16 protein-coding genes are annotated in these 18,816 nt (G+C 73.7%); 13 read left to right on the top strand and 3 right to left on the bottom strand.

Annotated features, from left to right (window positions below):
• The first annotated feature begins 63 nt into the window (after window positions 1–63).
• From rpoZ to ggt, 6 genes are all read left to right on the top strand, one after another.
• A complete protein-coding gene (gene rpoZ, locus LNK82_RS23705; RefSeq protein ID WP_053721631.1) occupies window positions 64–342 on the top strand; it encodes a DNA-directed RNA polymerase subunit omega in 279 nt (92 codons plus the stop codon).
• Window positions 339–1,598: a bifunctional phosphopantothenoylcysteine decarboxylase/phosphopantothenate--cysteine ligase CoaBC gene (gene coaBC / locus LNK82_RS23700; RefSeq protein ID WP_230569191.1), complete on the top strand. Its 1,260-nt coding sequence runs from the start codon at window positions 339–341 to the stop codon at window positions 1,596–1,598. The genes rpoZ and coaBC overlap by 4 nt, the downstream gene beginning before the upstream one ends.
• A gap of 39 nt (window positions 1,599–1,637) precedes the next feature.
• On the top strand, window positions 1,638–2,840 hold the full coding sequence (gene metK, locus LNK82_RS23695) for a methionine adenosyltransferase (protein ID WP_230569190.1): 1,203 nt from the start codon (window positions 1,638–1,640) through the stop codon (window positions 2,838–2,840).
• Window positions 2,841–3,098: 258 nt separating this feature from the next.
• Entirely contained in the window at window positions 3,099–4,571 is a 1,473-nt protein-coding gene (locus LNK82_RS23690) for an alkaline phosphatase family protein (protein ID WP_230569189.1), read from the top strand.
• 107 nt (window positions 4,572–4,678) lie between these two features.
• Complete coding sequence (locus LNK82_RS23685) at window positions 4,679–6,664, top strand: primosomal protein N' (protein WP_230569188.1); 1,986 nt, start codon at window positions 4,679–4,681, stop codon at window positions 6,662–6,664.
• Window positions 6,665–6,797: 133 nt separating this feature from the next.
• Window positions 6,798–8,579: a gamma-glutamyltransferase gene (gene ggt, locus LNK82_RS23680; RefSeq protein ID WP_230569187.1), complete on the top strand. Its 1,782-nt coding sequence runs from the start codon at window positions 6,798–6,800 to the stop codon at window positions 8,577–8,579.
• A 51-nt stretch (window positions 8,580–8,630) separates the two neighbouring features.
• On the opposite strand, the gene LNK82_RS23675 is transcribed toward ggt, so the two are convergent.
• Window positions 8,631–9,830, bottom strand: a complete 1,200-nt coding sequence (locus LNK82_RS23675) for a hypothetical protein (RefSeq protein WP_230569186.1) — start codon at window positions 9,828–9,830, stop codon at window positions 8,631–8,633.
• On the bottom strand, window positions 9,827–10,402 hold the full coding sequence (locus LNK82_RS23670) for an RNA polymerase sigma factor (protein WP_230569185.1): 576 nt from the start codon (window positions 10,400–10,402) through the stop codon (window positions 9,827–9,829). Before LNK82_RS23670 ends, LNK82_RS23675 begins: the two co-directional genes overlap by 4 nt.
• Window positions 10,403–10,549: 147 nt before the next feature.
• Here LNK82_RS23670 and LNK82_RS23665 point away from each other — a divergent pair, with 147 nt between their 5' ends.
• From LNK82_RS23665 to LNK82_RS23640, 6 genes are all read left to right on the top strand, one after another.
• On the top strand, window positions 10,550–10,705 hold the full coding sequence (locus LNK82_RS23665; protein WP_230569184.1) for a hypothetical protein: 156 nt from the start codon (window positions 10,550–10,552) through the stop codon (window positions 10,703–10,705).
• Window positions 10,706–10,751: 46 nt separating this feature from the next.
• Window positions 10,752–11,294: a peptide deformylase gene (gene def, locus LNK82_RS23660; RefSeq protein WP_230569183.1), complete on the top strand. Its 543-nt coding sequence runs from the start codon at window positions 10,752–10,754 to the stop codon at window positions 11,292–11,294.
• A gap of 228 nt (window positions 11,295–11,522) precedes the next feature.
• Entirely contained in the window at window positions 11,523–12,452 is a 930-nt protein-coding gene (gene fmt / locus LNK82_RS23655; RefSeq protein ID WP_230569182.1) for a methionyl-tRNA formyltransferase, read from the top strand.
• Window positions 12,449–13,876: an RsmB/NOP family class I SAM-dependent RNA methyltransferase gene (locus LNK82_RS23650; protein WP_230569181.1), complete on the top strand. Its 1,428-nt coding sequence runs from the start codon at window positions 12,449–12,451 to the stop codon at window positions 13,874–13,876. The genes fmt and LNK82_RS23650 overlap by 4 nt, the downstream gene beginning before the upstream one ends.
• Window positions 13,877–13,948: 72 nt before the next feature.
• Window positions 13,949–14,500: a flavoprotein gene (locus LNK82_RS23645; protein ID WP_230569180.1), complete on the top strand. Its 552-nt coding sequence runs from the start codon at window positions 13,949–13,951 to the stop codon at window positions 14,498–14,500.
• Between the two features lie 36 nt (window positions 14,501–14,536).
• On the top strand, window positions 14,537–17,107 hold the full coding sequence (locus LNK82_RS23640; protein WP_230569179.1) for a helix-turn-helix transcriptional regulator: 2,571 nt from the start codon (window positions 14,537–14,539) through the stop codon (window positions 17,105–17,107).
• A 244-nt stretch (window positions 17,108–17,351) separates the two neighbouring features.
• Here the strand turns inward: LNK82_RS23640 and LNK82_RS23635 are convergent, their stop codons facing one another.
• A complete protein-coding gene (locus LNK82_RS23635; RefSeq protein WP_230569178.1) occupies window positions 17,352–17,990 on the bottom strand; it encodes an SDR family NAD(P)-dependent oxidoreductase in 639 nt (212 codons plus the stop codon).
• A gap of 167 nt (window positions 17,991–18,157) precedes the next feature.
• Between LNK82_RS23635 and rpe the strand changes: the two genes are divergently transcribed.
• Window positions 18,158–18,808 carry a ribulose-phosphate 3-epimerase gene (gene rpe / locus LNK82_RS23630; protein WP_268996941.1) on the top strand — a complete coding sequence of 217 codons (651 nt, stop codon included), beginning with the start codon at window positions 18,158–18,160 and terminating at the stop codon, window positions 18,806–18,808.
• Window positions 18,809–18,816: the final 8 nt, after the last annotated feature.

Below are 18,816 nucleotides of genomic sequence, written 5' to 3'. Positions count from 1 at the left end.
GGGACGGTTGTCTCGACACGATGACGACACAGACCCACCCCTGAACCGCAGGAGCGTTGACGAGTGACCACGCACACCGAGCTGGGCCCGCTCTCGGGTACTCCGGAGGGCATCACCAACCCCCCGATCGACGACCTCCTGGAGCAGGTCAGCTCGAAGTACGCGCTGGTGATCTACGCCGCCAAGCGCGCGCGCCAGATCAACGACTACTACGCGCAGCTCGGCGAGGGCCTGCTCGAGTACGTCGGCCCGCTGGTCGAGCCGGGCCCGCGCGAGAAGCCGCTGTCGATCGCGCTCCGGGAGATCCACGCGGGTCTCCTCGAGCACACCGAGGGCGAGTGACCGAGGCCGTCGCCCCCGACCGCCCCAGCGTCATCCTGGGGGTGGGCGGGGGCATCGCCGCGTACAAGGCGTGCGAGGTTCTGCGCCGGCTCACCGAGTCCGGCCACGCCGTGCGCGTCGTGCCGACGGACGGCGCGCTGAAGTTCGTCGGCGCCGCCACGTTCGAGGCGCTGTCCGGTCAGCCCGTGCAGACCGGGGTGTTCGAGGACGTGCCGTCGGTGCCGCACGTGAAGCTGGGGCAGAACGCCGACCTGGTCGTCGTCGCGCCCGCCACGGCGAACCTGATCGCGAAGGCCGCCCACGGCCTGGCCGACGACCTGCTCACCAACACGCTGCTGACCGCGCGCTGCCCCGTCCTGCTCGTGCCGGCGATGCACACCGAGATGTGGGAGCACCCCGCGACCCGGGCGAACGTGGCGCTGCTGCGCTCGCGCGGCGTGGTCGTCGCCGAACCCGCCAGCGGCAGGCTGACCGGCAAGGACACCGGCAAGGGCAGGCTGCCCGAGCCCGCCGAGATCGTCGACCTGGCCCGGTTGCTGCTGGCGCGCCCCGACGCGCTGCCGCGCGACCTGGAGGGCGTGCACGTCGCCGTGTCGGCGGGCGGCACGCGCGAGCCGCTCGACCCGGTGCGCTTCCTGGGCAACCGCTCGTCCGGCCGGCAGGGCTTCGCGCTGGCCAGGGTCGCCGCCCAGCGCGGCGCGCGGGTGACGCTGGTCGCCGCGCACACCGCGGACCTGGTCGCGCCCGCCGGGGTGGACGTCGTACGCGTCGGCTCGGCGTTGGAGCTGCGTGACGCGATGCACACCGTCGCCGCCACCGCCGACGTCGTGGTCATGGCCGCGGCCGTCGCCGACTTCCGGCCGGTCGACCTGGTCCAGCACAAGATCAAGAAGACCGAGCGCGACCCGGACCCGGTCGCGCTCACCCGCAACCCGGACATCCTGGCCGAGCTGGTCGCCGCGCGGCGGCCGGGCCAGGTCGTCGTGGGGTTCGCGGCCGAGACCGGGGACGCCGGGACCGGCGTGCTCGAGTACGGTCGCGCGAAGCTCAAGCGCAAGGGCTGCGACTGGCTCGTCGTCAACGCCGTCGGCGACGGGCGCGCGTTCGAGGTCGAGGACAACGCCGGCTGGCTGCTGTCCGCCGACGGCGCGGAGACCCCGATCCCGCACGGCTCGAAGGCGCGGCTCGCGTCCGCATTGTGGGACGCCGTGGCCCCTGCCGTCGAACGGGACCCTTCGCGCACGAGCGCTCAGTAAGCTTGAGACCATTCGCAGATCGGACAGTTAGGGAGTGTCGTGAGCCAGCACAGCAGCAGGCTGTTCACCAGTGAGTCGGTGACCGAAGGGCACCCGGACAAGATCTGCGACGCCATCAGCGACTCGATCCTCGACGCGCTGCTGGCGAAGGACCCGCGCTCGCGCGTCGCGGTGGAGACGATGGTCACCACCGGCCAGGTGCACGTGGCGGGCGAGGTCACCACCGAGGCCTACGCCGACATCCCGTCGATCGTGCGGGACAAGATCGTCGAGATCGGCTACGACTCGTCGGCCAAGGGCTTCGACGGCTACTCGTGCGGCGTGAACGTGGCCATCGGCTCGCAGTCGCCCGACATCGCGCAGGGCGTGGACACCGCGTTCGAGAAGCGGGTCGAGGGCACCGAGGACGAGATCGCCAAGCAGGGCGCGGGCGACCAGGGCCTCATGTTCGGCTACGCGTGCACCGACACCCCCGAGCTGATGCCGCTGCCGATCGCGCTGGCGCACCGGCTGTCGCGGCGGCTGACCGCGGTCCGCAAGGACGGCACGGTGCCGTACCTGCGTCCCGACGGCAAGACCCAGGTCACCATCGAGTACGCGGGCGACCAGCCGGTGCGGCTGGACACCGTCGTGGTGTCCACGCAGCACGCGGACGGCATCGACCTGGAGAAGCTGCTCGGCGTCGACATCCGCCGGCACGTCGTGGCCCCCGAGGTCGACGCGCTCGGCCTGGACACCTCCGACGTGCGGCTGCTGGTCAACCCGACCGGCCGGTTCGTCATCGGCGGCCCGATGGGTGACGCCGGCCTGACCGGTCGCAAGATCATCGTCGACACCTACGGCGGCATGGCCCGCCACGGCGGCGGCGCGTTCTCCGGCAAGGACCCGTCGAAGGTGGACCGGTCCGCGGCGTACGCGATGCGCTGGGTGGCGAAGAACGCGGTGGCCGCCGGCCTGGCCACGCGCATCGAGGTGCAGGTGGCGTACGCCATCGGCAAGGCCGCGCCGGTCGGTCTGTTCGTGGAGACCTTCGGCACCGAGACGGTCGACCCGACCAAGATCCAGCAGGCGATCGGCGAGGTCTTCGACCTCCGCCCGGCCGCGATCATCCGCGACCTGGACCTGCTGCGCCCGATCTACGCCCCGACCGCCGCGTACGGCCACTTCGGCCGCACCGACGTCGAGCTGCCGTGGGAGAGCACGGACCGCGCCGACGCCCTCCGCGCCGCCGCGGGCGCCTGACGGCCCGAGCCGTCGCCGGCGGCCTGACAGCCGCCTGATGCTCCGCAGGGGTCCCCGCCCAGGGGACCCCTGCTTTTATTTTGCCGGCGGGGTCCGACAATTCGGTCGTCGCTGCGCGAGGACGGTGGCGGCGGTGGTGAGTTCGGCCTGGTTGGTCGGCCGGCGGAGTCTGACGGTTCCGCGCCGATGTCCGCCGCGGGTCGCACGGGTGTGGTCCGGAGGACCTCCTGAGTTCACCGGCGCGCGTTAGACACGGTCATGCCCGCCACGCGTCGCACGCCGCCCACCGCGGCGGCAGGCTCGCTGCTGCCGCCGTCGGTGCACGAGGCGTTGGCCAGGGAGCCCCGGCCAGGCGGGTTGTCCGCCATAGAGCACGTCGTGCTGCTCGTGCGGGAGAGCCGGTCGTTCGACCACTGCTACGGCGCGCTGCGCGGGGTGCGCGGCCTAGCCGACCGCAACGCGATCGACGACGCGCGCACCGCCACCGCCCACGACCGGCGGGACCTGCCGTTCGACTACGAGCTGGCGGACACGTTCACGGTCTGCGACGCCTACCACGGCACGCCCCACGCCGAGGCGCAGTGGGCGGACTACGCCGAACGCCTGCAAGCCGCCACCACGTCATGGCGCGTCTACCGGGGGTGGGGCGATCGCCCGGACCCGTCCTTCGCCCGGTTCGCGGGCAAAGCGCTGCCCGGGGCGTTCTCCGACCTCGACGCGTTCCGGACCGACGTGGCGTCAGCTCGGCTGCCGCGGGTGTCCTTCCTCATGGCCTGCGAGCACCCCCACGCCTCGCTGACCTACCAGGTGCTGGACGCGTTGGCGTCCACGCCGGAGGTGTGGGACTCGACCGCGCTGTTCATCACCCACGACGAGGCCGACGGGCACTTCGACCACGTGCCGCCGCCGCGCCCACCGCGCGACGGGCCGCCGCTGGGTCCGCGCGTGCCGATGGTCGTCGTGTCGCCGTGGACGGTCGGCGGGTACGTGGACTCGCAGCTGTTCGACCACTCGTCCACGATCCGGTTCCTGGAACGGTGGCTCGGCGTGTCGGCGCCGGGGATCGACCCGTGGCGGCGGACCGCGTGCGGCGACCTGACCTCGGCGTTCGACTTCAACCGGCGAGCACGGCAGGCGCGGCGGCCCACGGCCCAAGAGCACGGGCCGCCCGTCGACCGCCAGGAACCGGGCGTGCGGCCCGCCCGCCCGCTGCCGTACCAGCCGGACGCCTCCGGTGCGGCGGTCGGCGGCGAGGTGCGGCTGGAGCTGCGCAACTCGGGCCACGAGAGCGTGCACCTGGCGCTGTACCCGCACGCGGGCGAGTCCGAGGGCCCGGCGCACTTCGACGTGCGGTCCTCGGTGGACGTCGTGGTGCCGTTCGAGGGCCGGTACCGGTTCACGGTGGTCGGGCCGAACGGGTTCCGGCGCGAGTTCGCGGGCGTTCGGGGCGAGTCGGTGGCGGTCGAGTCGTCGGCGCACCGCCGCATGGTGTCGATCACGTTGGTGAACCTCGGCACGTCGGACGTGACGTTCACCGTGGCGGGGGACGGGCGGGACTTCGCGGTGTCGGTGCGGCCGGGCAGGCGGCGGCTGGTGCCGTGGCTGACCGCGTTCCGGCACGGCTGGTACGACGTGACGATCACCTCGAAGGACGGCCGGTTCCACCGCAGGCTGGCGGGTCACCTGGAGAACGGGCGGGAGAGCGTCTCGTCGACGATCACCCGGTCGTGATCTTGCTTGACTCGAACGTTTGTTCGATACTGGGGTCATGACTGCACGGTTCGCGGTTCGGCCCCGGGTTGCGGGCGTCCACCCCGGTCTCTGGTAGACCTCCACCCGTGGCGGGCAAGGCGACGACCAGGCGCGGCGAGCGGGTTCCCGCCGCCTCGCTGCCGGTCGCCCGCGTGTGCGTGGACGTGCCGCTGGCGCACCTCGACCGGCCGTTCGACTACCAGGTGTCGACCGAGCAGGACGCGGACGCCGTGCCCGGCTGCCGGGTGCGGGTGCGGTTCGCCGGCCAACTCGTGGACGGCTACCTGCTGGAGCGGGCGGAATCGTCGGAGTACGGGCGGAAGCTGACGTTCCTGGACCGGGTGATCTCGCCGGAGCCCGTGCTGTCACCGGAGGTGGCGGAGCTCGCGCGGGCGATCGCGGACCGGTACGCGGGGTCGTTGATCGACGTGCTGCGGATGGCGATCCCACCCCGGCACGCGCGCGCCGAGGCCAAGCCCTCCGGCGAGCCCGCGCCGGTGCCCGGGGCGCCGTCGGACGAGGGGTGGGCGCGCTACCCGTTCGGGCCGAACCTGCTGGACGCGCTGCGGTCCGGCCGGGCCGCGCGGGCGGTGTGGCAGGCGCTGCCCGCCGAGGACTGGCCCGCCCGGCTGGCCGAGGCGGCGGCGTCGGTGGCGAGCACGGGCAAGGGCGCGCTGGTGGTCGTGCCGGACCACCGCGACCTGGCCCGGCTCCAGCGGGCGTGCGCGGCGCTGGTGGGCGAGGCGGGCGTGGTGACGCTGTCGGCCGACCTCGGGCCGTCCGAGCGGTACAAGCGGTGGCTGGCCGTGCGGCGGGGTGCGGTGCGGGTGGTGCTGGGCACGCGTGGCGCGGCCTTCGCGCCGGTGCGGGACCTCGGGCTGGTCGCGGTCTGGGACGACGGCGACGACCTGCACGCCGAGCCGAGGATGCCCTACCCGAACGTGCGCGACGTGCTCGTGCAGCGCTCGCACCTGACCGGCGCGTCGCTGCTGGTCGGGGGCTTCGCCCGGACCGCGGAGGCGCAGCTGCTGGTGGACAGCGGCTGGGCGCACGAGGTGGTCGCGGCCCGCGACACGCTGCGGGCCGTGGCGCCGAGGGTGGCTGCGGTGGGCGAGAGCGAGTGGCAGGAGGTGAAGGACGCGGCGGCGAGGTCGGCCAGGCTGCCGTCCATCGCCTTCGACGCGGCGCGGGCCGCGCTGGCGGCGGACACGCCGGTGCTGATCCAGGTGCCCCGGCGCGGGTACGTGCCCGCGCTGGCCTGCGGTCAGTGCCGGTCGCCTGCCCGGTGCCGCCGGTGCGCGGGCCCGTTGGCGCTGCCGGGCGGCACCCAGGACGGCGTGCCGAGGCCCGCGTACTGCCGGTGGTGCGGCGCGACGGAGGCGGCGTACCGCTGCCCGAACTGCGGTTCGCGCCGGCTGCGCGGCCAGGTCATCGGCGCCCGCCGCACGGCCGAGGAGCTGGGGCGCGCGTTCAGCGGCGTGCCGGTCCGCACGTCGGGCGGCGACGAGGTGCTGGCCGAGGTGCCGGGCGGCCGGTCCCTGGTGGTGGCCACGCCGGGCGCGGAGCCGTTCACCGAGGGCGGCTACGGCGCGGCCCTGCTGCTGGACGGGTGGGCGCTGCTCGGCCGGGCCGACCTGCGCGCCGCGGAGGAGGCGCTGCGGCGGTGGATGACGGCCGCGGCGCTGGTCCACGCGGCCGGGCGGGTGGTCGTGGTCGCGGACTCGTCGTTGGCGCCGGTCCAGGCCCTGGTCCGGTGGGATCCGGTGTGGCACGCGCGGCAGGAGCTGGCGGCGCGGGCCGAGCTGGGCTTCCCGCCGGCCGTGCGGATGGCCACCGTGGACGGCGCGCCGGACGCGCTGGCCGGCGTCCTGGAGGAGCTCGACCTGCCGCCGACGGGCGAGATCCTCGGCCCGGTGCCGCTGTCGGAGGACAAGGAACGCGCCCTGGTCCGGGTGTCCCGGACGGAGGGCCGCGCGCTGGCCACGCTGCTGGCCGACGTGCTGGCCGTGCGCAGCGCCCGGAAGGAACCGGACGTGGTGCGGGTCAAGCTCGACCCGCTCGAAGTGCTCTGACCTCGAAGTGCTCTGACCTGGAAGTCCGCCGGACCCATGACGTTGTCCGGCCCACGAAGTCCTCTGGCGCGGAACCCGACACGGCGACGTCCGGGTGGTTCTGCTTTCGGCCGGGGTGGAGTAGAAGGGAACGATGCTCCGGTCGACTGTCGCCAGCGTCCTCGCATCACTCCTCGTCGTACCCCTCCTGCCCGCCACCGCCACCGCCGTCACCGATCCACCACGCGCGCCCGAAGCGGTCGGCTTCGGTGGCGTGGTCTCCAGCGTCGACCCCGACGCCTCGCAGATCGGCGTCGACGTCCTGCGCCGCGGCGGCAACGCGGTGGACGCCGCCGTCGCCGTGGCCGCCGCGCTGGGCGTCACCGACCCGTTCTCGGCCGGCATCGGCGGCGGCGGGTTCCTCGTGCACTACGACGCCCGCACGCACCGCGTGTCCACAGTGGACGGTCGGGAGACCGCGCCCGCCTCCGCCGACGCGGACCTGTTCGTGGAGAACGGCGTCGCGCTCCCGTTCGCCGAGGCCATGACCAGCGGGTTGTCGGTGGGCGTGCCCGGCACGCCGCGCACCTGGCAGCAGGCGCTGCGGCACTGGGGCACGTGGTCGCTCGACCAGGCCGTGCGGCCGGCGGAGGAGCTGGCCCGGCGCGGCTTCACCGTCGACGCCACGTTCCACCGGCAGGTCACCGACAACGCCGCCCGCTTCGCGGACTTCAGCTCGACCAGCGCCCTGTACCTGCCTGGCGGCGCGCCGCCGGCGATCGGCAGCACGTTCCGCAACCCCGACCTGGCCGACACCTACCGCGCGCTGCGCAAGGACGGCATGTCCGCGTTCTACCGCGGTGAGGTGGGTCGCGACCTGGTGGCGGCGGTCCGGCAGCCGCCCGTGGTGGCGGGCTCCACCCGCAAGGTCCGGGCCGGTGACATGACGGCGGCCGACCTCGCCGGGTACGAGGCGCCGCTGCGCGAGCCGACCCGCGTCCGCTACCGCGACTACGACGTGTTCGGCATGGCCCCGCCGTCCTCCGGCGGCACGACCGCCGGTGAGGCGTTGAACATCCTCGAGACCACGGACCTGGCCGCCGAGGACCCGGTCCAGTACCTGCACCGGTTCCTGGAGGCCAGCCGGCTGTCGTTCGCCGACCGCAACCGCTGGGTCGGCGACCCGGCGTTCAGCGACGTCCCGACGAGGGAGCTGCTGTCGCAGCGCTTCGCCGACAGCCGGGCGTGCCTGATCTCGCCGACGGCGGCCATGACCGGCGCGGTCGCACCCGGTGATCCGCGCAACCCGACGCCGTGCGCGACCAGCGGCGAGCCGGCCGCCACGCCGTACGAGGGCACGGACACCACGCACCTGACGGTCGCCGACCGCTGGGGCAACGTGGTCGCCTACACGCTGACCATCGAGCAGGAGGGCGGCAGCGGCATCGTGGTGCCCGGTCGCGGGTTCCTGCTCAACAACGAGCTGACCGACTTCTCGTTCACGCCGGTGACGCCGGGCGTGCCGGACCCGAACCTGCCCGGCCCCGGCAAGCGCCCGCGCTCGTCGATGACGCCGACGATCGTGCTGGAGCACGGCAAGCCGGTGCTGGCGCTCGGCTCGCCCGGCGGCGCGACCATCATCACCACCGTCCTGCAGGTGCTGACCCGGCGGCTGGACCGCGGCACGCCGCTGGTCGAGGCCATCGCCGCGCCGCGCGCGTCCCAGCGCAACGCCGCCAACACCCAGGCCGAGCCCGCGTTCCTGGCGGGCCCGGAGGCCGCGGCGCTGCGCGCGCTGGGCCACCGGTTCACGTCGACCGCCGAGATCGGCGCGGTCACGGCGGTCGAACGCCTGCCCGACGGCCGGTGGCGCGCGGCGGCGGAGACGTCCCGGCGTGGCGGCGGCGCGGCCCGGGCGGTGTGGCCGACGCGATGACGTGGTGGTGTGGTCCCGCCCACCCCTCGACCGGGTGGGACCACACCGGCCTCAGCCCAGCGCCACGGTCTCGATCGGCTGGTCGCCGTGGTCGAGCACGCGCACCCGGAAGCCTTCGAGCAGGGCGTCGGTGGCGGTCAGGTGCCGCTGGTCGAACCGGGCGATGAACGTGCCGTCCCTGAGGGTGGCCGGCAGCGTTCGACCTTGGGGGTCGGTGATCTCCAGGCCGCCCACGCGCGTCGCGTCGACCGTGCCGGCCAGCAGGACGTGCCCGTCGCCCGGTCCGGGGCCGGTCTGGCGACTGGTCACGTAGCGGACCTCGAACGACTCGCCACCCTGCCGTGCCGCGTTCTCCTCGTGCACGAGGAACGGCCGCGCCAGGCTGAACTCGCAGTAGGCGGTCTTCCCGGCCTGGTCGTGGAGCACCAGTCGGGCGTCCGGCCTGCCGCCCGACATCGCTCCGGGCCGCCACGTCAGCGGGTCGCCGACCCACCGCGCCCCGTCCCGCAGGGCCAGGTCCAGGCACCGGGCCACGTCCGGGTCGCCCGGTGGCAGCTCCTCCCGCGGCGCCGCCCACACCTCCGCGGTGGGCAGCGCCGCGACGTCGATCCCCGCGAAGACCACGCTCGACGACGTGGTGAAGCGCGCCGACAAGCCCACCATGGTGTACGGGGTCACGAACAGGTCCTCCACCAGCGAGACCGGGACGGGTCCGGTGCCGGTCGGGTCCCCGGAGTCCAGCACGACGTGGCCGGTCCCGGTCGGCACGCGCCCGATCAGCACGCCGCTGCCACTGCGCCACAACACCGCCGCCGCGCCGTCCTCGAGCGGGACCGGGCCGACCGCGGGGTTGTTCTTCGAGATCGTCGTGTGCGTGAGCTCGCAGAACCGGTCGTCCCGCGTCACGAGGATCCGGCGGCCCGCCAGGAGGAGCGTGAACCGCACGTCGGCGTCGCCGAGCCCGCACCGCGCCGCGTCGGTCGTGGCCGCGCCGGGCGAGACGCCGGTGACGGGAGGGGCCTGCGACCCGGCCGCCGAGGAGGTGGTGGACGGCGGCGTGACGGCGGTGCGGTCGTCGCCCCCGGTGGACTGGGCGATGATCGCACCGCCCGCGGCGAGCACCACGACGGCCGCCGCGGCGGCGAGCGGCGCGCGCACGGCCCCACCGCCCACGACCCGGCGGCGCAGCCGTTTCCGCACGTCAGGTGGCAGGGGGCGGTGCGGTGGCAGGTTGATCCCCGGCTGGCTCATCGCTCCTCCACAGCACGCAGTCGGGCACGGGCCCGCGAGATCCGCGAGCGCACGCTCACCTCGGCGACGCCGAGCACTTCGGCGGCCTCGGCCGTGGACAGCTCGCCCAGCAGGACCAGCTCCACGGCCTCCCGTTCGGCTCTGGGCAAGGTCGCCACGACGTCCAGCACCCGGCGCAACGCGCGGTCGTCGTCCACCGAGGCGATGACGCGCTCGGCGTGGTCGGGCACCACGTCGTCGTCGGGCACCCGGCGCAACGCCCGCCGGAACCGGCCGAGGCGGCGGAACTCGGTGCGAGCCAGGTTGCCCGCCACGGTGTAGAGCCACGGCAGGGCGCTGTCGCGGACCAGGGTGATCTCGGACCGGCGCCGCCACGCGGCCAGGAACGTGGCGGAGGTGAGGTCCTCGGCGAGCGACCACGACGCCGTCAGCCGGTAGGCGTGGTTCCACACCGCCTCGGCGTGCCGGTCGAACAGCGCGCCGAACGCCGCCTGGTCGCCCCGCGCCCACAGCTCCGCGTCGGTGTCGGTCACCCGTGCTGCCCCCTGCCGGCCCGATGTCGCAGCAGTCATGCCGGTAGGTAGCCGCAGCCGCCCCCGGCGTTGCAGCCGATCTCATCCCCGGGGATGACGGCGTCCCGCTACTCCGAGCGGACGCCCGCCGACGGCGTCGGGGCGCACGCTGGGTGCACGCGGGGAGCCGGGAGCAGAGGAGCCGACATGACCACGATGACCATGACACCCACGCCGAGCGCTGTCAGCCGCCCGACCGCCGCCGCGGTGAAGCCCGTGGTCACGACGGCGGTCCGGTTCGTCGGGCACTTGCTGGCCGCGCTGGTCGGCGTCGCGTTCCTCGGCCGTGACCTGGAGCACTGAACGTGCTTTCGTAGACTGGAACCTCCCCAGGCTTCGAGGAGTGCGCGTGACCGTCCAACCGATCCGGCTGTTCGGCGACCCGGTGCTGCGGACGCCCGCCGTCGAGGTCACCGACTTCGACGCGGAGCTGCGCAAGCTGGTCAAGGACCTGTGGGACACCATGAGCGAGGCGGGCGGCGCCGGGTTGGCCGCGCCGCAGCTCGGCGTCGGCCTGCGGGTGTTCACCTACCACTGCGACGGTTTCGCCGGTCACCTGGTGAACCCGACGTTCGAGGTGGTCGGCGAGGAGGAGCAGGACGGCCCGGAGGGCTGCCTGTCGATCCCCGGCCTGTCGTGGGACTGCCGCCGGCACCGGCACGTGGTGGCCAGGGGCTGGAACATGCACGGCGAGCCGATCGAGGTCGAGGGCACGGACCTGCTGGCCCGCTGCATCCAGCACGAGACCGACCACCTGGACGGCGTGCTGTTCCTCGACCGGCTGGACGAGAGGACCCGCAAGGAGGCCATGCGGGCGATCCGGCAGCAGTCGTGGTTCGACGGCGGCGTGCCGACGATCAAGCAGTCGCCGCACCCGCTGTTCGGTGTTTGATAGCCGCTGCTCTGTGACATGGCCGCTGCTCCGCAGACGGCGGCTCGGTCGCCTGGATCGACGCGACCTCGCGAACGATGGGCGCGACCGCGCGGGCGAGCTGGGTGGAAGGCGCTCTTCTAGACTTGCGGTCTGCGGTGTCGCGGAAGATGCGAGGAGAGTGCGTGTTCGTCCAGGAAACCAGGCCGTCCCGGTGGAGTCCCGACGTGCGTTGCGGAGGGGTCTGACATGCGGCTGGTCTTCGCGGGCACGCCCGAGGTCGCGCTGCCGTCGTTGCGGGCGCTGCTGGAGTCCGGCCGGCACGAGGTCGTGGCCGTGGTGACGCGGCCGGACGCGCCGGCCGGTCGTGGCCGCCGGGTGGAGCGCTCCCCGGTCGCGGCGCTGGCCGACGAACGCGGCATCGAGGTGCTGGCGCCGGCCAAGGCGGGCGACCCGGTGTTCCAGGCGCGGTTGAAGGAGCTGGAGCCGGACCTGTGCCCGGTGGTGGCCTACGGCGCGCTGCTGCCCGAGTCCGCCCTGGCGATCCCTCGTCACGGTTGGGTGAACCTGCACTTCTCCGTGCTGCCGGCCTGGCGCGGCGCGGCGCCCGTGCAGGCGTCCGTGCGGCACGGCGACGACATCACCGGCGCGACCACGTTCCGCATCGTCAAGGAGCTGGACGCGGGCCCGGTGTACGGCGTGGTGACCGAGCGGGTGCGCGACCGGGACACGGCCGGTGACCTGCTCGGCAGGCTCGCCGAGTCCGGCGCGCGACTCCTGCTGTCCACTGTGGACGGTGTCGCGGACGGCACGCTGCGGCCGGTGGACCAGCCCGAGGAGGGCGTGAGCTACGCGCCGAAGGTGACCGTCGACGACGCTCGGCTCGACTTCGGCACGCCCGCCGTCGCGATCGACCGGGTGGCCCGCGCGGTGACGCCGGACCCCGGCGCGTGGGCGGAGTTCCGCGGTGAGCGGCTCAAGCTCGGCCCGGTGCTCCCGGTCGAGGCGGACGAGCCGCTCGCGCCCGGCGAGATCCGGGTGGAGCGCAAGCGCGTGCTCGTCGGCACGGCCACCGAGCCGGTGGCGTTGGGCGAGGTGCAGGCGCAGGGCAAGAAGCGGATGTCGGCGACCGACTGGGCGCGCGGCGCCCGGATCGAAGCGGGGGAACGGATTTCATGACCCAGAGGTCTTCGCGTCCATCCCGCCCCCGGCGGGCGCACCCGCCACGCGGTCGCACCGGTCCGGAGCGCCCGCCCGTGGAGGACCCCGCGCGGCAGGCCGCGCTGGACACGTTGCGCGCCGTTCGGCAGCGCGACGCCTACGCGAACCTGGTGCTGCCGGGCATCCTGCGGGAACGTCGGATCACCGGGCGCGACGCGGCCCTGGCGACCGAGCTGACGTACGGGTCGCTGCGCGCGCAGGGGCTGCTGGACGCGGTGCTGGCGGCCTGCACCGACCGGCCGTTGTCCGAAGTGGACGGTGCGGTGCTCGACGCGTTGCGGCTGGGCACTTACCAGTTGCTGCGCACGCGCATCCCGGCGCACGCGGCGGTGGCCTCGACGGTCGACCTGGTGCGCGCCGACCGCGGTTCGGGCGCGGCCGGGTTCGCGAACGCCGTGCTGCGGCGGGTGACCGGGCAGGACGAGGCCGCCTGGGTCGAGGAGGTCGCGCCGGACGAGGACACCGACCCGATCGGGTACGTCGCCATGGCCAACGCGCACCCCCGGTGGATCGCGCAAGCGTTCGCGGAGGCGCTCGGCAGTCGCGGCGAGCCGTTGCGGGAGGCGTTGGTCGCCGACGACATGCGGCCGGCGGTGCACCTGGCGGCCAGGCCCGGTGAGTGCAGCGCGGAGGAGTTGGCCGCGATGACGGGCGGCGAGGTGGCGCCGTACTCGCCGTACGGGGTGCACCTGGACGCGGGCGCGGGCGACCCGGGCGACCTCGACGCGGTGCGTGAGCGGCTGGCGGCCGTGCAGGACGAGGGCAGCCAGCTGTGCGCCGTGGCGTTGACGCGGGTGCCGGTCGAGGGTCGTGACGAGCGGTGGCTCGACCTGTGCGCCGGACCCGGCGGGAAGGCCGTGCTGCTGGGGTCGCTGGCCCGGTTGTCGGGCGCGTCGATGGACGCCGTCGAGAAGGCGCCGCACCGGGCGGAGCTGATCCGCAAGGCCATGGGCGACCTGCCGATCACGGTGCACGTGGCCGACGGTCGTGAGTCCGGGCTCGAGGATGGCGGGTTCGACCGGGTGCTGGTGGACGCGCCGTGCACGGGGTTGGGCGCGTTGCGGCGGCGGCCGGAGGCGCGGTGGCGGCGGCAGCCGTCGGACGTCGCGCCGCTGGCGAGGTTGCAGCGCGAGCTGCTGACGGCGGCGTTGTCGCTGGTCAGGCCGGGCGGTGTGGTGGCGTACGTGGTGTGCTCGCCGCACCTGTCGGAGACGGTGGGCGTGGTGGGCGACGTGGCGCGCCGGACCGGGGCGGAGTGGTTGGACGCGCGGGAGTTCTTCCCGGACGTGCCGGACCTGGGCGACGGGCCGCAGGTGCAGTTGTGGCCGCACAAGCACGGGACGGACGCGATGTTCTGCGCGATTCTGCGGCGACCGGTGTGAGTGGTGGGTTGATCCGGTGATGCGGGTGTCCGGTGATTCGGTGACCGGGTGAATCGGGGAATCGGTGATTCGATGACCGGTGCTCTGGTGAGCGGTGCGGCGGTGCTCGGTGTTGTCGCGTCGGCGGGTGGCGGGGTCGAGCGGTGGTTCGTGGACGGGCTCGCTCGGCCCCTGGCCGCCAAGGGGTGGCGGTTGGCCATCACGTTCACGCCTACCGCGGCCCGCTGGCTCGAGCCCCGGGCGGATTCGCTCCGGGCGTTGACGGCGTTGCCGGTGCGGTGGACGTCCCGCCTGCCGTGGGAGCCCAAGCCCCACCCCGCGCCGGACGCGTTCGTGTTCGCGCCGGCGACGGCGAACTCGCTGGTCAAGCTCGCGGTGGGGATCGCGGACAACCAGGCGCTCACGGTGTTGTGCGAGGCGCTGGGCGACCGCAAGCCGATGGTCGTGCTGCCGCAGGTGTCCGAGGGCCAGGCGGCCCACCCCGCGTTCGAGGGCCACTTGGCCGTGTTGCGTTCCGCCGGAGTGGTGCTCGCGTCCGATCCCGAGTCGGTGATGCGTGAACTGGATCGGGTGGCGCCGCTCGTCGCATTAGGTGAAAACGCCGGTAACGCCGCAACCGGCTGAATTGACAGCCAGTCGAGATGCGTAGCAGTCTTGATTGTGTCGAAATTGTACGGCCGGGATCGTGAATGGGCTTCGGTTCTCCGCTTCCTGTCCACGCCCGGTGGCCTGCTGGTCATCGACGGCCCGCCGTGCTCCGGAAAGACGTCCCTGTTGCGCGAGGCGGTTGCCGCCGCCCGCGACCGGGGTTACGCCGTGGTGCCCGTTCCGGGTGGCCGGTTGGCGGAGTCGACCGACGTGACGGCGGCACTCGATCGGATGGGAATCGATCGGGTGCCGGTGTTGATCGCGGTGGACGAGGCGCACGAAGACCCGGCGGCGTTGCTGGAGTTGGCGCGGGCAGCCGGCGGGGACCGGTCCGTCTCGGTGTTGGCGGCGATGTGCGGTGACGCCGCGGAGGTCCGGGACGCGCTGAGCCGGCACGGGGAGGTGCTCCCGCTCGCGCCGCTCGACGACGACGCGGTCGAGCGGATGGTCACCGACCTGGTGGACGCGGTGCCGCACCCCGACCTGGCCTCGTTCACGGCGGGCGCGGGCGGCAACCCGCGCCTGGTCGCCGAACTCGTGGAGGGCTTGAGGGAAGAGGGGCGGCTCGACGTGCGCGACGGCGTGGCCCGGCCGCGTGGCGGGTGGCTGCCGCGCCGGGTCGGGGCCGTGCTGCGCGGTCAGGTCGACGCGATGTCGCCCAAGGCCGGCCAGGTGGTGCGGGTCGCGGCCGTGATCGGCAAGTCGTTCCTGCTCCAGGACGTGGCCGCAATGATGGACGAGACCACCGGCGCGTTGCTGCTCGCGGTGGACGAGGTGCTGGCCTCCGGGCTGGTGGCGTGCGTCGACGAGCGGCTGGAGTTCGCGTCCGACCTGGTGTGGCGGGCCGTGGTCGACTCGATGCCCGGGTCGGTGCGGCACGCCCTGCGGCACGACGCGGAGGCGTTGCGCACGAGGTCGGCCGAGGTGGGCGAGGCTCCCGGGAAGTGGAGCGAGGAGGACGAGGCGCAGGGCGCGGTCGCGGTGAGCGGGGTGCGGTCGTTGGCCGCCAACGGCAAGCTCGGCTCCGCCATCGCGCTGGCGAGGCAGAGCCTGACCGGTGGGGTGCCCGCCGGCGCGGCGGCGGAGCTGCACCTCGTGCTGGCGGGGATCCTGCTGGCGGACGGACGGCCCGCCGACGCGGTCTCCGAGATGGAGCAGGTGCTGACCACGCCGGGTGTGCCCGCGCCGTTGCGGCGGCTCGCGGAGGCCGGGCGGTTGCTGTCGCTGTACTTCGCCACGGGGAGCCGGGCGGGCGCGCACGCGTTGTCGGTGTTGACGACGCGGGACCGGGAGCCCGCGGACGCGGACGTGGTGATGGCGGCGACGGTCCACTCGTGCCTGGAGTGGAACGCCGGGAAGCTCGCCGAGGCCATGTACTGGGGGCGTGAGTCGACCCGCTGGGAGCTCGACCGGCCCACGGCGTGGTGGCAGTCGCAGTCGGCGGTGTCGTTCGCGTTGAAGCTGTCGGCGTTGGGCGAGTTCGAGCAGGCGGAGAAGTGGGTGCGCGACGGGGCGGACTCCGACGCGGCTTGTGGTGAGGCGGGGTGCGGCGGGGCGGTGTGCGGCGGGGTGGCTTGTGTCGACGAGGCCCTGAAGGCGGGTGCGCCGACCGCCCGGACGATCGCGCGGGCCAGGGTGCTGGTCCAGGCGGGGGAGTTGGACCGGGCGCTGGCGGCGGCGCGGCGCGGGCTGTCGAGCGCGCGGGACCGCGGGCTGCGGATCCTGGTGCCGCTCGCGTCGACGGTGTTGGCGACGGTGGCGCTGTACCGGGGTGACGTCGTGGCGGCGACCGAGCACGTGCGTCGGTACCGGGCGGAGCTGGCGGCCGGTGAGGCGGTGTTGCACTCGGGGCAGTACGACTGGGTGGAGTTGTTGTTGGCGCACGCCCGGGGTGGGGCGGAGCGGGCCGCCGAGTTGGCGCGTGAGCGGATGGACGACCCCGTCGGTGCGCGGCGGATGTTGATCGAGGAGCCGGGTGCCGCGTCGTGGTTGGTGCGGCAGGCTTCGGCGGTGGGGGACAGCGGGCTGGCGGGGGAGGTGGTCGGCGCGGCCGAGCGGCTGGCGGCCGAGAACCCGGGGTTCGCGACGGTGTCGGTGGCGGCCGGGCACGCGCGGGCGTTGGTGGAGCGGGACGCGGAGCGGTTGCGGGAGGCGGCGGAGCGGCATCGGCATCCGTGGGCGCGGGCGAACGCGAACGAGGACCTCGCGGAGGTGTTGGTGGAGGCCGGTGAGGTGGTTCGGGCTTCGGCGCACACGACGGTGGCGTCGCGGATCTTCGAGCGGATGGGGGCGGATGGTGAGTTGGCCCGGTTACGTGGGGGTGTGGGGTCGGGTGGTGGGGGTGTGGGTGTCGGGGGTGTTGTGGAGGGGTGGCGGTTGTTGTCCGGGGCGGAGCGGGACATAGCCCGGTTGGTGGGGGCCGGGTTGACCAACAGGCAGGTGGCGAAGCAGTTGTTCGTGTCGCCGCACACGGTGAACTACCACCTGCGGGGGATCTTCAGGAAGCTCGGGATCAGTTCGCGGGTGGAGTTGGCGCGGTTGGCGCACGAGCAGGCGAGTGCGGAGACGACGTCGACGGTGTGAGGGGCCGGGGCACGCTGTAGGTCCGGTTCGGTGTGACTGCCCGGGTTTGGTCCGATGGTCACGCTCAAGCCCGGCTCGATTTGACATGGGGCCCTTACGGGCACTCCAGGCAGGCCAAAGCCGGCAGGCCCGGCGGGACGCTTTTCCCCGCCGGGCCTGCCGGCTTCGACCAGCCTAAAGCACCCGAACCCATGTCAAATCGGGCCTCTGCGGGGTGGTTCCGGGTCCGTTGTGGATGTTTGGTTCAGGCGCCGACGGCGTTGGAGATGGGGGAGGTGTCGGCGAGGAGGAACCTGACTTCGTCGGCGACACGGCGGACGTCGGCGGGTGCTACAACGGCGCAGTGGACGCCGTGTGGTGCTACTTCGACGGCCAGGCACTCTGTGTAGGCGATGGCTGCGGCGCGTGATGCGGCGTAGGCGGCGATGCCCGATCTCGGCACGGCGATCACGTGGGCGGGCGCCATGACGATCGTGCCCCTGCCCCGGTCGACCATTCTGGTGGCGACGGCGCGCGAGACGTTGAACACGCCGTCCACGTTGACCGCGAAGGTGTGCGACCAGTCGTCGTCGGTGATCGAGAGGGCCGGGCCGGGGCGCAGTGCGCCTGCCGTGGCGACCAGGGCGTCGATGGCGCCGAACTCCCGTTCCACCTGGTCGACGAGGGCGTCGACGGCCGCGCTGGACGTGACGTCGATCTGCCTGCCGGCGATCCGCAGGCCCTGTGCGTGGAGGCGTTCGACCAGGTCGGCGAGTCTCGCGCCGTCGCTGTCGACGGCCGCGACCAGCGCGCCCTGCCTGGCCAGCGACTCGACCACCTCGGCGCCGAGCGGTGAACAGGCCCCGGTGATCAGTGCGATCTTGTGTCGGAATTCGGCATTCATCCCCAGTGCTCCCCAGTTGCAGCCCCCCGGTGTGCACGTTATGGCAGGCACAGCGGCTAGGGAACTACCCGCGTGAGTAGTCGGAAAAGCGGAGGGTGAAATACGGCTCCCGGCCAGATCCGGGCAATCGTGGAAGCCTAGACTCGGCACCCGTGGTCCACCAGCCGATGATCGCCCCGAGCATCCTGTCCGCCGATTTCGCCCGACTCGCCGACGAGGCCGCCGCCGTGCCGTCGGCCGACTGGCTGCACGTGGACGTCATGGACGCGCACTTCGTGCCCAACCTGACCATCGGGCTGCCGGTGGTGAAGTCGTTGCGCAAGGCGACCGACCTGCCGCTCGACTGCCACCTGATGATCGACGACCCGGACCGCTGGGCCATCGGGTACGCGGAGGCGGGCGCGTACAACGTGACCGTGCACGTGGAGGCGGCCGGTGATCCGGTGGCGTTGGCGAAGAACCTGCGTGCGGCGGGTGCGAAGGCCGGGTTGTCGTTGAAGCCGGGCACGGCGCTGGAGCCGCACGTGGACGTGTTGAAGCACTACGACACGTTGCTGATCATGTCGGTGGAGCCGGGGTTCGGCGGGCAGTCGTTCATGGCCGAGGTGTTGGACAAGGTCCGGGTGGCGCGGCGGTTGGTCGACACCGGGCACCTCCGGCTGGTGGTCGAGATCGACGGCGGCATCAACGCGGACACGATCGAGCAGGCGGCCGAGGCCGGTGTGGACTGCTTCGTGGCCGGGTCGGCGGTGTACGACGCGGCCGACCCCGGTGCGGCGCTGGAGCGGCTGCGCGAGCAGGCGACGCGCGCGCGGTGAACGTGGAC

The organism is Saccharothrix luteola (genome assembly GCF_020859565.1).
Classification (GTDB): Bacteria; Actinomycetota; Actinomycetes; order Mycobacteriales; family Pseudonocardiaceae; genus Actinosynnema; species Actinosynnema luteola.
This window is presented reverse-complemented; position numbering and strand designations above follow the sequence as displayed.

Bases quoted from the DNA above. Each gene is read 5' to 3' on its own strand.
- LNK82_RS23635 (WP_230569178.1), bottom strand. From the start codon at position 17,990: ATGAATGCCGAATTCCGACACAAGATCGCACTGATCACCGGGGCCTGT.
- rpe (WP_268996941.1), top strand. From the start codon at position 18,158: ATGATCGCCCCGAGCATCCTGTCCGCCGATTTCGCCCGACTCGCCGAC.
- LNK82_RS23690 (WP_230569189.1), top strand. From the start codon at position 3,099: ATGCCCGCCACGCGTCGCACGCCGCCCACCGCGGCGGCAGGCTCGCTG.
- LNK82_RS23650 (WP_230569181.1), top strand. From the start codon at position 12,449: ATGACCCAGAGGTCTTCGCGTCCATCCCGCCCCCGGCGGGCGCACCCG.
- ggt (WP_230569187.1), top strand. From the start codon at position 6,798: ATGCTCCGGTCGACTGTCGCCAGCGTCCTCGCATCACTCCTCGTCGTA.
- LNK82_RS23675 (WP_230569186.1), bottom strand. From the start codon at position 9,830: ATGAGCCAGCCGGGGATCAACCTGCCACCGCACCGCCCCCTGCCACCT.
- LNK82_RS23665 (WP_230569184.1), top strand. From the start codon at position 10,550: ATGACCACGATGACCATGACACCCACGCCGAGCGCTGTCAGCCGCCCG.
- LNK82_RS23645 (WP_230569180.1), top strand. From the start codon at position 13,949: ATGACCGGTGCTCTGGTGAGCGGTGCGGCGGTGCTCGGTGTTGTCGCG.
- LNK82_RS23670 (WP_230569185.1), bottom strand. From the start codon at position 10,402: ATGACTGCTGCGACATCGGGCCGGCAGGGGGCAGCACGGGTGACCGAC.
- fmt (WP_230569182.1), top strand. From the start codon at position 11,523: ATGCGGCTGGTCTTCGCGGGCACGCCCGAGGTCGCGCTGCCGTCGTTG.